This window comes from Gilliamella sp. B2887, from assembly GCF_026537015.1.
In the GTDB taxonomy this organism is placed as follows: Bacteria; Pseudomonadota; Gammaproteobacteria; order Enterobacterales; family Orbaceae; genus Gilliamella.
The window spans coordinates 18,057-34,149 of record NZ_JAFNMX010000005.1 but is presented as its reverse complement, the minus strand read 5'-3'; the positions used below and the strand labels follow the sequence as shown (position 1 = coordinate 34,149).

Sequence of the window (16,093 nt, the reverse complement as noted above, 5' to 3'; positions counted from 1 at the left end):
ACCTTTTACTAACCTCAATAACGTTTAATTATCTTTACTGGCATTTTTTTAGTTTTGCATTAAGTTGATTATTCACCAACCAAGTTTTAACTTCTTGTTTAATGGCTTGCATTAATGCATTTTTTCCCGTCAAGTGATAACGATTAATAATTTCAATTTGATTATTCTTGCTATTAATTAATGCAGATAATATCGGCAATGTTAAACATTGCTGATGTTTTAGTGTATAAAGATTTAATCGACAAAGTGCAGGATAGCTCGCTTCAAAAGGACGATAATAATCACAAAAACCGGATAATTCACAACAATCTTGTGTGGATAATTGTTGAACCTTGTCAAAGGCAATCATATCTTCAAAAGGTACTTTAATGATATCTTTAAGCCAGTAAGCATTGCGGGCAAGTTTTTGGCGTAATTGATCAACCAATCGCTGTCCTGAATGAGTTAAGGGTTTAATTGCCATAACTGAATAGCTACCACTTCGGGTTTCTTTATGGCTACTAACATGCACTAAATTAAAACCACATGCCATCCAAAATTGATAATTAGGCTGACTGTATGCAAAGCTCACCGATAAATAATCGATATGTTGGTGATTCGCTTCATCGCTAATGGCTTGTACAAGTTTCTTAGCAATATGTTGTCGTCGATAAAGCTCAGTTACCGCAATACGATTGATCCGTACCGAACATAATTGAGCTGCCAGTTTTTCACCTGCATGGGCGACCAGTGATTGTGCTACCAAATTGCCTTTAGGGCGGCGCATACCTAGCCATACTTGCTCAATAAGTGAATCAGGCAAATTTCCTTCTTTTAGCGTAATTGCCGCAGCGATCTCTTTAGTTGTTATTGGATGCGTTTTGGATAAGATATGATTGACTGTTGCTTGCCAAACCGATAAATTTTGTGCATCAAAGAGGCGTCGTAAATCAACTAGTGTGGTTTGATAGTGGGCGCTTTTTAAAAGATAAAAGATGGATATCAACGTTTTAAGATTATGCCGATCAAGTTTACTGTATCTTATGTATGAATTACTCGTTCTTGGGTTTTCTTTTTCTTCTGATATCCCATTTAACAATAAACGATCGCAAAATAGCTCTAGCTTATCACCCGTTTGCCATCGAATGGGGGTGTCAAGAGAATGAAATTGGCACGATTTTTTTTTCAACAATTTTAATAAAAATCCTTGCCCTGTACCTTCATATCCTTCTGTAGTGGTAATAAGTAATACTTGACTATTTTTAGTCTTGGCTAATTTCAGTAATTGTTCAAGCATTGGAAGCGGTATCATGGCGGCTTCATCAATAATTAAATGATCCGCAAAATTGTTTTGTTGCCAAGCTAGTAATTCATCTGGTGCAAAAAAAGGGGTGTGTGGGTTAGCAAAAGCAAAAAAGCTATTCAGTGCCGCTTTATTCGGTGCTGTCACAATACAGCTATTATGCTGACTAAATAATCCTGCCAAAGCCGATTTACCACGACCTCGTTTACCGATAAGTACATTAATATCTTGCTTACTGTTTAAAATTTTTTGTAACGTCGTTTGCTGCTGACTTAAATCATCAGGTTGATTGTCATCATCTAACAATTTTGGTAATGGCGAATGTTCATATACTGATAAGCCAGTTTTCTCAATAGTTATATCAAATTCAGCAAGTGTATTTAACAAGTGATTTACAAAATTTGGCACAATAATGGGCATTTCTGCTTCATTCCAGCGTAAACTATCTTGATCTTGCCAAGTTTCAAGTTGATCCGGTAATAATAAAATCAGTAAACTTCCTTTAACCAGTGTACCAGTTAACATGGCAAACGCATCCAGATTAAATCCTAATGTTGCATCAAATATAGCATGCAGATACTGTTGTCCTAATAGCTTTTTGGTTTTATGAGGTAACAGGATATTTGGCAAAAAGTCAGGGGCATTTGGCTGATCAGTAATGGTTATCCAATCGCCAATATTTGTGGTTACAGTATGATTCAGTTGCTGAAATAATTGTGTCGCTTCACCCTGTAACACCCACAATGTTCTTGTGCTTTTGAGGCATGACATTGCTTAATTTTTTCCAATCAACAATGACAATATGCCAGCAGCGATGAGTGGTCCTACAGGAATGCCTTTAAAGAACGCCACACCAATAAGAGTGCCAATAATTAATCCATTAACAATGGTAGGGTGTGCACCAATTAACGATATGCCGCGAGTACCTAACCATGAAACTAGAATTCCCACAGCGATAGCAACGATTGATTGCCAAGTCGTGAATGATTTCACAATATCAGCAACTTTTAATGATCCATCGGCTAACGGTACCATCATAGCAGCAGTTAAAATGACAACACCAATAGTTAAACCATATTTATTCAAAAATGGAAAATAAACTGCTAACGGTGTGAGTTTAAACATTAGCAGTAATAGTATGGCAAAAGTCACCGTGTTATTGTGTGTTAAATAACACAGTGCTGCGAGACCTAAAAGAAGAAAAAAAGAAATATCAAACTGTGCAAACATTATAACGAAACACCTATTCGTGCTGCCACTTCTTCATATGCTTCAATAACGCCACCTAAACCTTGTCGGAAACGATCTTTATCCATTTTTTTCAATGTCTCTTTTTCCCATAGACGGCAACCGTCAGGTGAAAATTCGTCACCTAACGTAATTTCATTTTTGAAGAGTCCAAATTCAAGTTTGTAATCAACTAAAATTAAACCTGCTTTATCAAACAGTTCTATCAAAACCGAATTAACTTTAAAACTAAGATCTTTCATCGTAGCTAATTGCTCATCTGTTGCCCAGCCAAAAGCCCTACAGTGAGATTCGTTGACCATTGGATCATGCAGAGCATCGTTTTTGAGAAATAATTCAAACGTTGGAGGATTAAGTACTTTACCTTCTTCGACACCCAAGCGTTTAACTAAAGAACCTGCCGCACGATTACGAACGACACATTCAACAGGTATCATATCAAGTTTTTTTACTAAGACTTCATTGTCTGATAACAAGGCAGCAACTTGAGTTGGCACCCCTGCGTCACGTAGTTTAGTCATAATAAAATAATTAAATTTATTATTGACCATTCCTTTACGATCGAGCTGCTCAATGCGTAAACCATCAAAAGCAGAAGTATCATTACGAAATTCCAATATTAATAGCTCAGGGTTGTCTGTTGCGTAAACAGTTTTTGCTTTACCGCGATAAAGCTCATCCAACTTTTTCATGCTTATAACCTTATTTCAATTTGCCAACAAATAATTAAGGAGCTAATGCTCCTTAAATTCAAACTCACTGCTGCTATTTTTACTATGAATCTTTTAAGCATAGATAGCAACTGGATATCAGTTTATAGCTGAGTTCAACTCAAAGCACCGACAAATTTCATGCCCACTATTAATTAAAAATTATTATTAATTAATAGATTATTAATCATCATCTCCACAATATAAAAATCGTTATCATTTTTGCGGTTAAGCTGATATTTAAGATCTTCTTTGTGTCTTTTGAGAGATTGAGCATCTTTATCAGCTTATTTTTTAGCTTCATTTTCGTTCGAATCTTTTACTGGTAATTCTCTAAAAGACTGCGGAGCAACATCATCCATTAACGAATTAAATAAACCGACAACATAACGCTGAACTTCAATCGGTTGTGAAGAAATATCTTCTGTACCACGAGTTAACGAATCCAAGCTAACTGTAATAGTTTCGGTATCACCTACTATTTGACGCTTGAAAATAAAGGATGCTTCTGCTGTTTGAGTTTCATCTGCTCGAATAATAAAAGCTTTACCTGTTTTAATTGTAAAATTATCACTACTACTAATTGGAATATTTTTATTGTTTAAAGTATTAGGAATTTTATTCCATACATCAGCGTTGAGCGGTGAATTAAATGTAACAACACCATTATTATAAATAACAAAAGCATCAGAAACAGTTGGAATTGGTACAACAGGCGGTCGAATATCAACTTGTTTACCCAAGTTACCTTTGGAATCAAGTTTATAAATAAAAAAATCAGCTATTTCTGCCGGAATTGTCATACCTTTTGGAATAATTAAAGGCTTTAAAGCAGGTGAGTTTAAATAATCTTCATTACCATCAATTTCACGCTTATAATTCTGATCGCTACCACACCCTACAAGGAGTAGAGAGACAATAGCCGTCAAAATAACGGTTTTTATTAAGACATAATTATGCAATATGGTTTTATTAAACATAGATATCTGCTTTTAAATTAGTAGTTGTAAGAAAGTAAATTACAGTAAATTAGCATCTTTCAATGCTCGCTCTAACGCTGGAATAGATGATTCGGACAGCGATATCATTGGTAAACGGATTGTACCATTGGCTATTAAACCTAATCGAGTACACGCCCATTTTGCGGGTGTTGGATTTGGCTCAATAAACAAATTGTTGTGTAATGCTAATAGACTGTCATTTACCACACGTGCTTCTTGAATTTGATTGTTTGCCGCTAATTTACAAACCGTAGCAACCTGTTTTGCTGCAACATTAGCAGTAACCGAAATGACACCATCTCCTCCTAAAATCATAAAATCTAAGAAAGTTGCATCATCACCACTTAAAAGTTTGAACTCATCTCCGACTAATCTTCGCGTTTTATAAACACGAGAGAGATCACCTGTAGCATCTTTTAAAGCAACAATATTTTTAATTTTTGATAAACGTCCAACAGTCTCTGGTTTTATGTCACTACAAGTACGACCAGGTACATTATATAAAATTTGAGGTAATGCAGTATTTTCAGCGATGGATTTAAAATGTTGATACATACCTTCTTGAGTGGGTTTATTATAATAAGGAGCCACAGTTAAACAACCAATTACACCGATATTTTCAACTTTATTAGTTAATTCAATCGCTTCTTTAGTTGCATTTGCACCTGTCCCTGCAATGATATTAATGCGGCCATCAGCATAATCAATGGTTCGCTTAATGACATCAATATGCTCACTATGATCAAGCGTTGCTGATTCACCAGTTGTTCCAACTGAAACAATACCTGATGTGCCATTAGCAATATGATATTCGACCAATTTTTTTAAGCTTACGTGGTCTACATTTCCTTTTATATCCATCGGTGTAATAAGGGCGACCAGACTTCCTGTAAACATAAAATGACCTCTCATATTATCTGTTTATAAAACAGCTTTAAAGATTATAAAAACTGCGAATAAGTATGCGTTATTTCTAAGTTAAATTCAACTTTTGTTATGCCGGATTATCAATATCAACAAAAATACTTTGCAACCCGTAGTAACTTGCCAACCACTCTCCTAACTTTTTTATTCCATAACGTTCGGTGGCATGATGGCCTGCTGCATAAAAATTAATACCATATTCTCGAGCGATATGAATAGTACGTTCGGAAACTTCACCAGTAAAAAAAGCATCGCAGCCAAGTTGAACAGCGTGTTCAATAAAATCTTGTCCACCTCCACTGCACCAGCCAATACGATTAATGATTTTTGGCGCGTTATCACCACAAAACAACACTTGCGACTTGCTATTATGTAATGCTTTTTCAAGCTGTTGCTTAAACTGTAAGGCTGTAAGCGGATTGTTTAATGAACCTGTAAACATTAAATCGGTAATATCATCGTGTTTATCAACCTTAATATCTAGCAAATTCGCCAGTGCAATATTATTACCCAATTCAAGATGCCCATCTAATGGCAAATGATAACTGTACAAATTAATATCATGCGATAAAAGCGTTTTTATACGTCGATATTTTATACCGGTAATGGTTTGTGGTTCACTTTTCCAAAAAAAACCATGATGCACTAGCACTGCATCAGCTTGTAATTCCACTGCTTTATCTAACAATAACTGACAAGCTGTAACGCCTGTAACAATTTTTTTGACTTCACTTCGACCTTGTACCTGCAATCCATTAGGTGCATAGTCTCGGTATCGATTTATTTGCAATTCAATATTTATTATTTGTTCAAGTTCAGCTCGATGCATTTTGTATATTTTATTTAAAGGGTTGTGGTTGATAATTATAATCACTTTTACCAATTATCTCACCTACATATTTTATTCTGTGTCAGTAGACTATCGGATCTAGGGTTATTTACAAAAATACTAACCATTTGTTTATTGTTAATATTGATAAATTGTAAAAGTTTATTTAGACTTAATATCGTGTTTAATTATGCTGTTTTATATATATGTTCACTAAAAGGATATTATTGTGCCGATTTTAGGAATTGGATTAAGTAGTGCCATTGCATTATTTTTTGCACTTCATGCAATTCGTACTCAACAAGATAGATATTGGATTTATATATTATTCATAGTCCCTATTTTAGGCAGTTTAATTTATTTTGCTGTCATTTTGTTACCTAAGTTGCGGGCAACGCCTGTTGGTTTCAAAATTAAATCAAAACTACGTAAAACACTGGATCCTGAGCGTGAACTGCGCGAAGCACAAAAACAATATGAATTATCACAAACAACCAGTACACGAATCGCTTTAGGTAAAGCTTTGGTTCTCAATAATCGAGCTGATGAAGCTTTGATCTACTATCAACAAGCATTAACTGACATTTACGCAACTTCTCCAGATATTTTACTACAATATGCTTATGCGCTTTTTAGAGATCATCAGTATACTAAAGCGAAAGAGACGTTAAATTTTTTACGTGAAAAAAATCCTGATCATCAATCTGATGAAGGCCATTTACTCTACACTAAAATTTTAGTTTCCCTTAATGAAAGGGAACACGCTAAAGAAGAATTTGAAGCGTTAATTACTTATTTCCCTAATTTAGAAGCAATTTCATTTTATTTAAAAACCTTAATTGGTTGGAACCAAATTGATCATGCAATCCAAGTGTTACACATCATAGAGCAACGTTTTAATCAACTATCCAAACATTCCAAACGTTTAAATGCCAAATGGATTGAAGAGATTCAACAATCAAAACAAAAATTAAGTCAATTAGGCAAAGAAGTGAATTGATTTATATAATGCCAACCATTTGTTTGACTTTGTAAAGAGGTACAATAAAGGTAAAACTAGGCGAATACATTAAAAACTGGCATAATAATTTCCATTTTTAAACAAATAAGATAACTATTGTGCCAAACGCAAAATTATGTGAACGTTTTCGGGGTTTTTATCCTGTTGTGATTGATATCGAAACATCAGGCTTCGATCCAAAGCTAAATGCAATTTTAGAAATTGCCGCCATTACGTTAAAAATGAACCAAGATGGCTGGCTTGAGCCTGATCAAACTTTACAATTCAATGTCAATCCATTTGCAGATGCAATTTTAGAGCCAACAGCACTGGCATTTAATGGGATTGATCCTAATAATCCTTTACGTGGAGCAGTGGATGAAAAAATTGCAATTGAAGCCATTTTCAAAGTGGTAAGATCGGGTATTAAAGCAAATGATTGTAACCGAGCCGTAATTATTGCCCACAATGCTCACTTTGATCATAGTTTTTTAATGACTGCTGCAGAGCGTGCTGGTATTAAACGTAATCCATTTCATCCATTTGCAACTTTTGATACTGCATCCCTTTGTGGTTTAATTTTTGGACAAACGGTTCTGGCTAAAGCTTGTGAAGTGGCAAAAATTCCATTTGACCATAAACTAGCCCATTCAGCGCTCTATGATACCCAAAAAACAGCGATTTTATTTTGTGAAATTGTCAATCGTTATAAACGGTTAGGAGGATGGCCACTTGCTGATTTACCAACACAAATGGAGAATGAGTCAGATGGTCAACAATCGAATATAGAGTCAGATCAACAAACAGAGTAATAAAAAGAGCGCAATTATGCGCTCTTAAATGAACTTTGAACATAAAACCTGCTCAGTGATTATCATTATATGGATGTTTTTCCGCTGTTTCTTTAATTAGAGTTTGCAGTTCGCCAGTTTGGAACATTTCAATCATAATATCGCATCCTCCTACTAATTCACCTTCAACCCATAATTGTGGAAAGGTAGGCCAGTTAGCAAATTTCGGCAATTCGGCACGAATATCAGGATTTTGTAAAATGTCCACATAAGCAAAAGGCACACCACATTGAGATAAAACCTGGACTGCTTGAGCCGAAAAACCACAACTTGGCAATTTTGGCGAACCTTTCATATATAAAAGAATGGGATTTTGAGCAATCTGTTTTTTAATTTTATCAAGTGTCGTCATTTCTTCAGTTGTCATACAAGTTATTCCTTGGTAATTAATTGCTTGCCTAATATTTTAACTTAGATTATCCGCGCTTGATACCGTTAAGATGCATTTTTTTTGATTTATAACAAAATTCCTAATAAATATAAATAATTATCAGTTATCGCCAATGATTATACGGCTATTTTTTGCAATCAAAGTTTAAAAAATTTCAAGAATGATTAATAAAAAAACAGTTTTGATAAAAATAATTCAGAAGTCTATACCATTCGAATTTTTTTAATCAATTCAATATTTAATTTTCCATTATGATTTGGGAATAATCCTAAGAAAATTAATCTAAATTTTGAATAAATAAATTATTTAATCATTGGAGAAAACATTTGAAACACAGAAGGTACAATAATAAATGATAAGTTGTTTTGATTGTTACTTATTATAATTTCTAACCAAAAAATTCAGCCCTCTTTAATAACTCGCAACAATATAGTATCCTAGCCCATCCTATTAACTCAACGAAAACCAACATTTGTGCATCCTTTAATATTGACCTTGCGTAAAGTCTTTTACAGCAGTAACCTTCTATTTAGCATCCGTATGCTTATAAGTTTAACTGGCTCAACGTTGGTGCCTTGGTATTTTGGCCATACATCACTGGTTATTCCGCTTACTCTAGGTGTGGTCGCTGCTGGGCTAACCGAGATTGATACTCGTCTATTTAGTCGTTGCATCAATTTAATATTAACATTGTTCTGTTTTACACTGGGCTCGTTTTCAGTTGAGTTATTATTTGATTACCCTACTCTGTTTATGATTGGGCTAGTATCTTCTACCTTTATTTTTATTATGCTGGGATCACTCGGACAGCGTTATGGTGTGATTGCATTTGGCTCGTTATTAATTGCTGCTTATACTATGCTTGGGCATAATTTATTTGACGATAAACTCACTTTGCCATGTTTTTTGTTGCTTGGTGCGCTTTGGTACAATGTGGTATCGCTCATTGAATCAATCATACAACCTATTCGCACTACGCAACAGTCACTTTCTCTCTGCTTTATGAAATTAGCACAGTATTTAGATGCTAAAGCCTCAATGTTCGATCCTGATGAAACTGACGGATTTAAAAAGCAAACTTTGCAATTAACTGAAAGTAATAATCAGTTAATTAGTGCCTTTAACAATACAAAACGATCGCTCTTTAATCGCTTAAAAAGTTATCGTGGACAATCTTATATTCGTAAACTATTAAGCTACTATTTTGTAGCGCAAGATATTCACGAGCGCGCAAGTTCAGCACATGGACAATATCAGGCGTTGAGTGAGCAGTTTAAACATAGCGATATTCTATTTCGTTTTGCGCGAATTTTAAATTTACAAGCGAAGGCATGCACGCAGTTAGCAGTATCAATTAAGTTAAACCAAGCCTATCAACATGACCCATTGTTTGCTCACTATTTTATGTATCTTGAGGAAGCCATCGAACAATATCAATTAAGCAATAAAGCTGACATGCTTTTGATTAAAGCCTTAAAAAATTTACATCAGAATTTACTCTCTATCGATCTGCTGCTGACGAATATTGATACTGAACAGCACCTTTCAAGAGAACAGGAAGATAACCAGTTGATCGATGAAGAGCTAACTAGCTTTCACGACCTGTTTGCTAAAATTAAACATAATTTGACAGTTAAATCCCCACTATTTCGACATGCTGTGCGAATGAGTTTAGTGTTTTTTGTAGGATATATGGCAATCCTCTGTTCAGGTTTATCACATGGATATTGGATCATCTTAACCAGTTTATTTGTATGTCAACCTAACTATTCAACCACAAAACATCGATTAAAATTGCGTGTTATTGGGACTATTTTAGGGATTGTTGTCGGTATTCCTTTAACTTTTCTTTTTCCTAGCGTACCTGATCAGTTGGTACTGATTATTATAACTGGCTGGTTATTTTTCTTATTCAAAAATTCCCAATATGCTTATGCCACCGCTTTTATTACGTTATTAGTATTTTTTAGTTTCAGTTTGCTTGGTGAAAGTAGCATTTCAGTGGCTATTTCAAGAATTATAGCAACATTAATTGGTTGTTTTATTGCATGGTTTGCGGTGAGTTTCATTTGGCCAGACTGGAAATTTAGAAACTTACCTAAATTAGTTGATCGTGTTTGTCATGACGACAGTCACTATTTAGCTTCCATTGGACATCAATATTTATCAGGTAAAACCAATGATCCACAATATCGCGTGGCACGCCGTGCCGCACACGATAGCAGTGCCGATTTATCATCATTAATTAGTTTAATGACTAAAGAACCCCACATGAACCAAGTGATCATTGACAAAGGCTTCCGTTTGCTCACCTTGAATCATACATTTATCAGCTATTTATCAACATTAGGAGCACATCGAGATAAAAGTATCTCCTCAAATACTCTTAATCTATTTGATGATTTGACTGTTTATATCATTAATCTTCTCAGTGATAAAAAATTAGATAATAAATATCAAGTAATTAAAGAAACGGTGACTGATTATATTGAATCACTCTCCATCAATGACGATCAAAGCAATAACGATCTACTGGTAGTGCAACAACTAGCCTTAATATTAGATATTCTGCCCGAAATCGTGACGCTTGTCAGTGAATTGGATAAATCAATGTAAATTCTAAAAAATATAGTGTTGATAAAAACTTAACAAAAAAATTGATATTTAAGATATTTCCTTGCCCGTTTTCTCAAGCGCGACCAATATCACCGCTTTCAGGGTTTGGCGTTTTGTTTGGAGCATGATTAAGTGCTTTGTGGCGTTTGTTAACCTCAACGCCACAACTTAATAACAGCGATAAACAAAGCGAGATAATTAACTGTTTTTCTTACTACTTTGTTTGCTCTTTTAACCAAGCAATTTCCTGCGCCCAAATATCTGGATTGATGGTCTCAAGAATGAGTGGAATTTCATCAATTCGTGAATCTTGCATGATGAACTTAAATGCTGTTTCGCCAATGTTACCTTTACCTAAACTATCATGGCGATCAACATGGCTTGCAAACTCACTTTTGGCATCATTCAAATGCATGGCTCGTAAATATCTGAATCCTACAATCTTTTCAAATTCATCAAACGTTTCTTTGCATGCTTTTTCAGTCCGTAAATCATAACCAGCAGCAAAAGCATGGCAGGTATCAATGCAAACGCCCACGCGATTTTTATCTTCAATTTTGTCAATAATTTGAGCTAAATGTTCAAATTTATAACCTAAATTAGATCCTTGTCCAGCCGTATTCTCAATCACTGCAACAACATTTTTCGTTTTATCTAGAGTGATATTTATAGATTCAGCAATACGCGCTAGACATTCATCAACCGATATTTTTTGTAGGTGACTACCTGGATGAAAGTTTAGCAAGGTTAGTCCTAATTGTTCGCAACGTTGCATTTCGTCTAAAAAAGCGGTTCGTGATTTATCGAGTTGCTCACTGTCAGGACTACCTAAATTAATGAGATAACTATCATGGGGTAAAATTTGTTTGCTGGTAAAACCATACCGTTCACAGCGTTTTTTAAAACTATCTATAATGGCTGATTCAAGTGGCCTAGCATGCCATTGCCTTTGATTTTTAGTAAATAAAGCGAAGGCAGTTGCGCCAATTTGATAAGCATTGATAGGAGCATTATCAACTCCTCCTGCTGCGCTAACGTGTGCACCAATGTATTTCATCTTGTTTATGTTCCTAATAATTGGATGTGATAATCAGTTTGAACCGCTATTACGTTGTAATTGGTCGCGTAAATTAGGTGGAACACCTTTGATCACAATTGTATCAGTCTGTGGATCCCATTTAATTCGTTCGCCTAATAGGTCAGAATCAAAACTCAAGCTTAATCCACCACCACTACCTGAGAATTTTTTGAGTTGACGCAGTGCACTGCGATCAACAGGAAAGGTCTCTTCTAAATCGTAATCGCTATTTTTTACAAATTCAGTAAAATTATTTTCACCATTTGACGGCAATTCATTAGCTAGATTTCTGAGTTCGATCTCTTCTCCTGCTTGTAATTGAGCTTGGCAATAATTATAGACATTTTCTCGGGCGCTGGTTTTGTCTTGCTTGTCAAACTGCATCTCTTGACAATAATCATCAACCGCTTTCACTAAAGTTTTATTTTGCGCTTTAGCATCTAATCCTTCACTGGCACCTAAATAGTCCATAAAAAAGTCAGATACTTTACGCCCAACTCGGCCTTTTAAAAAGGTTAAATAGCGTTTTGAATTTGGTGCGGTTTCCCATTCAGTGATATCGATTCGTGCAATAATATCAGCATGATCAATATCCAGATATTGCGTTTCAGTTATATCAAGCTGTTCATTAACTAACATACTAGAGCAGCTATTTAATACTGCAATAATTAAATATTCAACGGCTAAATATCGATAGTGACAAAAGACAACTGTACCCCCTTCAGCAAATGGGTACTTAGCAAGTTCATTACGCAGTTGTTTGGTTGACTCTTGACTAAAATGCAAAAAATCTTGATTACCTAAACGCAACTCTTTAAGCGATTGTTCAAACAGGCTTTCACTATTAAACAGCCCGTAAGCTTTGCTTTTATTATTGTATATGCGGTTAATATCCTCAATTAAATTGACAACAGCTTGTTGATTGCTTAGCATTGAATCACGAAGTTGCAGTTCAATTTCAGTGTCATTTTTTCTGATTAATTTATGTAAAATAACTTTTTCTATTTGTACACTCATTTAGAATTCCTGTTTGGGTGGCAAAAGTAAGACTACCCTATTTTATCAAAGCACTAAAAAAGTGCTATCCACAATTTATTAGTCTGATTAGATAACAATTGATAAATAGTTAGATTTTATACTAAAACGTATAGTTAACCTGAAACTTCTTTACAATATCTAATGGTATTCAATAAATATCAATAACAAAAACTGGAGTTTTAACGGTTAAAATAACCGACCAAACTCTTTTGTTGATAAGACAACTGCGTAATTGCCATTAGCATGATGATAAATAATATAAGTAACAATAATATTTTTACTGAATCGTATCGTTAACCTAAAACTTTTTTTACAACCTGTTATAGCTGGAATAAATAATATGGCAAATCCTCAAGATATTTATAATGATTTTAAAAATAAAAAAATTAGCTTATTATTTTGGCAATATGCTCTACCTTCGATTATTGGAACAACCGTTAATACTCTTTATAACATTATTGATGGGGTTTTTATTGGCCATTGGATTGGACGTGAAGCTTTGAGTGGCGCGGGCATTATTTTACCAGTTATGAATCTCGCTGCGGGCATTGGTATGCTGGTAGGTATTGGTTCGGCTAGTCGTATTTCGATATTTTTAGGTCGTGGTGAAATCGATAAAGCCGAAAGAGTTGCTGGCACTTCGTTTATGTTAACTGCGGTACTAAGTGGTATTACTTTAGCGTTATTGCTTTATTTTATCGATCCTGTTTTACATTTTATTGGTTCAAGCCCAAGCAACCATATTTATGCTCGTGAATTTTTAGAAGTGTTTTTACCAGGTAGTATTTTTATCACATTGACTTTCAATTACAACAATATGATGCGAGCAAGTGGTTACCCTTTCAAAGCTATGGTAACTATGTTTATTAGTGTAATTGCCAATATTATTCTTGCACCAATTTTTATTATTGTTTTAGATTGGGGCATGCGGGGAGCAGCTTTTGCAACCACACTATCTATGTTCATTAGCTTTTTATTTGTGATGCAGCATTTTATTAGTAAAAATAGTAATATTAAACTATACCGTCGTAATTTTAAGCTTGATTTTACCTATATTAAATCTATTTTATCTATTGGTATGTCGCCATTTGCAATGCAAGTTGCCGCGTCCGTGGTTGTAATATTCATTAACTGGCAATTAACTTACTATGCACCGATTTCTCATGTTTCAAGTGATGATGCGATTGCGGGTTATTCCAATGCAAATCGATTAATAACGCTGATTATTATGATTGTCATTGGCGTTAATCAAGGCATGCAACCAATCATTGGCTATAATTATGGTTCAAAAAATTATAAACGTGTAAAAGAAACTTTTATTTACGCGGTAAAAATCGCTACCGTGATTACTAGTACAGGGTTTATTTTAGGTTACTTTATGCCTGATGTGCTGGTTAGAGCATTCAGTTCTGAAACTGATTTAATTGCTATATCCGCGATTGCACTTCGTTACACAACATTTTCATTTGTATTTGTTGGTTTTCAAATGGTCACTACAAGCTTTTTCCAATGTATTGGTATGGCTAGAGTTTCTATTTTACTCAGTCTTTCAAGGCAAATTTTGATTTTATTGCCAACACTATATATTTTACCACAATTTTTTGATTTAGATGGTGTTTGGGCCTCGTCACCAACCGCTGATCTTTTATCAACCGGTATCGCTTATACTGCACTTTATTGGTATTTTAGATCGATAAAAAGCCGACATTATCCAAAATAAGTCAAATAGTGACGTTTTAATCTTAAAAAGGGGATAGCGTCCCCTTTGAATTGAAAACCGTTTTCTTAATTTTTATTAAATTAAGTGATCACAAATAATAGAACTATAATAAACAAATAGACAAATTTGCTGCTCTAGACCACCTTCACATCTTTTTTATCAAATTTTTTATGTATTCCTTTTTAAGTTTAAAAGACTATTTTCATATAAGGCATCGAAATTTAACTCAACTTACGCCTGACCTTAGTCGGTGGCTTTTGAAAGCAATATCAAGATTTACAGCAGATTTACACCAATATCTATAGAAAATAGCTGATAAATAAAGGAAATAAAACTGGGGCAAAAGCAGCTACTGTGCCTATGATGCCCCATAATATTGACACCAAAATAACGGATAATATACTTAAAGATTTATTCAATATTTTGTACTTGTTCTCGAATTTGCTCAATTAAAACTTTAAGTTCAATAGCACTAGCGGTCACATCAGCATTAATTGATTTTGATGCAATGGTATTTGATTCGCGGTTAAATTCTTGCATCATAAAATCAAGTCGACGCCCAATAGCTTCGTTTTTCTTTAAGATAGCATATGTTTCTTTAACATGTGTCATTAGGCGGTCAAGTTCTTCAGCTACGTCAATACGTTGAGCCATCAATACAATTTCTTGCTCTAATCTTGATTTATCGAGCTCAAGATTCGCTTCAGCCAATTTATTGTGCAAGCGCTCTTTTTGCCATTCAAGTATTTGGGGCATCCATTGTCGAATTTTTTCAACTTCTACAGTAATGCTTTCTAAACGTTGAATAATAAGATCGCGTAAGACTTCCCCTTCTCGTTCACGTACTGCAATTAATTCATCAATAGCTGTATCCAATAATGCTACAATTTCTTGTGATATGGTATCGAGATTTTGTTCTTTAGCTGATAGTACTCCTGGCCAACGTAATACATCAATAGGATTGACATCACCTGATTTATATTCAGTTTGAATCCAATGAACAGCATTGAGAACCTGTTTAGCTAAATCTTGATTTAAAGATAATTCTTGATGTTGCGAAGCAGGATCAAGTTCGAAACGTAAATTACATTCTATTTTACCACGCGTTAATCGACTTCTAAGTCGTTCTCGAATAATTGGCTCAAGTGATCGGAACTGCTCAGGCATACGAATATAGGTTTCTAAGTAGCGTTGATTAACCGAACGCAACTCCCAAGAGGCAGTCCCCCATGATTGATTCATCTCTTTTCTGGCGTAGGCGGTCATACTTGAAATCATAATTGCTTCCTAAATTTATAAAAACTTGCTGGGCATTGTATCATAAATTCTGTATAATGCGCTCTTAGCTTAGGCTAAACATCAATCCTTTCTAATTGATGTCCTCCTAAATGATAAATTCAAACAA

14 protein-coding genes are annotated in these 16,093 nt (G+C 34.6%); 4 read left to right on the top strand and 10 right to left on the bottom strand.

The window, feature by feature from the left end; all coding sequences use genetic code 11:
* Positions 1–34: 34 nt before the first annotated feature.
* The 6 genes from J3U13_RS05635 to J3U13_RS05610 all read right to left on the bottom strand — a co-directional run bounded on the left by J3U13_RS05635 (position 35) and on the right by J3U13_RS05610 (position 5,994).
* Positions 35–2,053, bottom strand: coding sequence for a GNAT family N-acetyltransferase (locus J3U13_RS05635; protein WP_267340708.1), 2,019 nt, complete (start codon positions 2,051–2,053; stop codon positions 35–37).
* 3 nt (positions 2,054–2,056) lie between these two features.
* On the bottom strand, positions 2,057–2,512 hold the full coding sequence (locus tag J3U13_RS05630; RefSeq protein ID WP_267340707.1) for a DUF441 domain-containing protein: 456 nt from the start codon (positions 2,510–2,512) through the stop codon (positions 2,057–2,059).
* Entirely contained in the window at positions 2,512–3,222 is a 711-nt protein-coding gene (gene purC / locus J3U13_RS05625; protein WP_267340706.1) for a phosphoribosylaminoimidazolesuccinocarboxamide synthase, read from the bottom strand. Before purC ends, J3U13_RS05630 begins: the two co-directional genes overlap by 1 nt.
* A 305-nt stretch (positions 3,223–3,527) precedes the next feature.
* The gene (bamC, locus tag J3U13_RS05620) at positions 3,528–4,220 is read right to left on the bottom strand and encodes an outer membrane protein assembly factor BamC (protein WP_267340704.1); all 693 of its coding nucleotides are present in this window, start codon (positions 4,218–4,220) and stop codon (positions 3,528–3,530) included.
* 39 nt (positions 4,221–4,259) lie between these two features.
* Positions 4,260–5,138 carry a 4-hydroxy-tetrahydrodipicolinate synthase gene (gene dapA, locus J3U13_RS05615; RefSeq protein WP_267340703.1) on the bottom strand — a complete coding sequence of 293 codons (879 nt, stop codon included), beginning with the start codon at positions 5,136–5,138 and terminating at the stop codon, positions 4,260–4,262.
* 97 nt (positions 5,139–5,235) lie between these two features.
* Positions 5,236–5,994 (bottom strand): Nif3-like dinuclear metal center hexameric protein, encoded by a 759-nt coding sequence (locus tag J3U13_RS05610; protein WP_267340701.1) that lies wholly within the window; start codon positions 5,992–5,994, stop codon positions 5,236–5,238.
* Positions 5,995–6,223: 229 nt separating this feature from the next.
* On the opposite strand from J3U13_RS05610, the gene J3U13_RS05605 reads away from it, so the two are divergent.
* Together J3U13_RS05605 and rnt are read left to right on the top strand one after the other, a co-directional pair.
* Entirely contained in the window at positions 6,224–6,994 is a 771-nt protein-coding gene (locus tag J3U13_RS05605; protein ID WP_267340700.1) for a tetratricopeptide repeat protein, read from the top strand.
* 119 nt (positions 6,995–7,113) lie between these two features.
* Positions 7,114–7,806 (top strand): ribonuclease T, encoded by a 693-nt coding sequence (gene rnt, locus J3U13_RS05600; RefSeq protein ID WP_267340698.1) that lies wholly within the window; start codon positions 7,114–7,116, stop codon positions 7,804–7,806.
* Between the two features lie 52 nt (positions 7,807–7,858).
* Here rnt and J3U13_RS05595 read toward each other — a convergent pair whose 3' ends face one another.
* Positions 7,859–8,197 carry a Grx4 family monothiol glutaredoxin gene (locus J3U13_RS05595; protein ID WP_267340852.1) on the bottom strand — a complete coding sequence of 113 codons (339 nt, stop codon included), beginning with the start codon at positions 8,195–8,197 and terminating at the stop codon, positions 7,859–7,861.
* Between the two features lie 513 nt (positions 8,198–8,710).
* Here J3U13_RS05595 and yccS point away from each other — a divergent pair.
* Positions 8,711–10,852, top strand: coding sequence for a YccS family putative transporter (gene yccS, locus J3U13_RS05590; RefSeq protein ID WP_267340697.1), 2,142 nt, complete (start codon positions 8,711–8,713; stop codon positions 10,850–10,852).
* Positions 10,853–11,066: 214 nt separating this feature from the next.
* On the opposite strand, the gene nfo is transcribed toward yccS, so the two are convergent.
* Both nfo and yejK read right to left on the bottom strand, forming a co-directional pair.
* Complete coding sequence (nfo, locus tag J3U13_RS05585; protein WP_267340696.1) at positions 11,067–11,909, bottom strand: deoxyribonuclease IV; 843 nt, start codon at positions 11,907–11,909, stop codon at positions 11,067–11,069.
* Between the two features lie 33 nt (positions 11,910–11,942).
* Positions 11,943–12,947 carry a nucleoid-associated protein YejK gene (gene yejK, locus J3U13_RS05580; RefSeq protein ID WP_267340694.1) on the bottom strand — a complete coding sequence of 335 codons (1,005 nt, stop codon included), beginning with the start codon at positions 12,945–12,947 and terminating at the stop codon, positions 11,943–11,945.
* 361 nt (positions 12,948–13,308) lie between these two features.
* Between yejK and J3U13_RS05575 the strand changes: the two genes are divergently transcribed.
* The gene (locus J3U13_RS05575; RefSeq protein WP_267340693.1) at positions 13,309–14,688 is read left to right on the top strand and encodes an MATE family efflux transporter; all 1,380 of its coding nucleotides are present in this window, start codon (positions 13,309–13,311) and stop codon (positions 14,686–14,688) included.
* A gap of 411 nt (positions 14,689–15,099) precedes the next feature.
* On the opposite strand, the gene J3U13_RS05570 is transcribed toward J3U13_RS05575, so the two are convergent.
* Positions 15,100–15,966 carry a YicC/YloC family endoribonuclease gene (locus J3U13_RS05570; RefSeq protein ID WP_267340692.1) on the bottom strand — a complete coding sequence of 289 codons (867 nt, stop codon included), beginning with the start codon at positions 15,964–15,966 and terminating at the stop codon, positions 15,100–15,102.
* Positions 15,967–16,093: the final 127 nt, after the last annotated feature.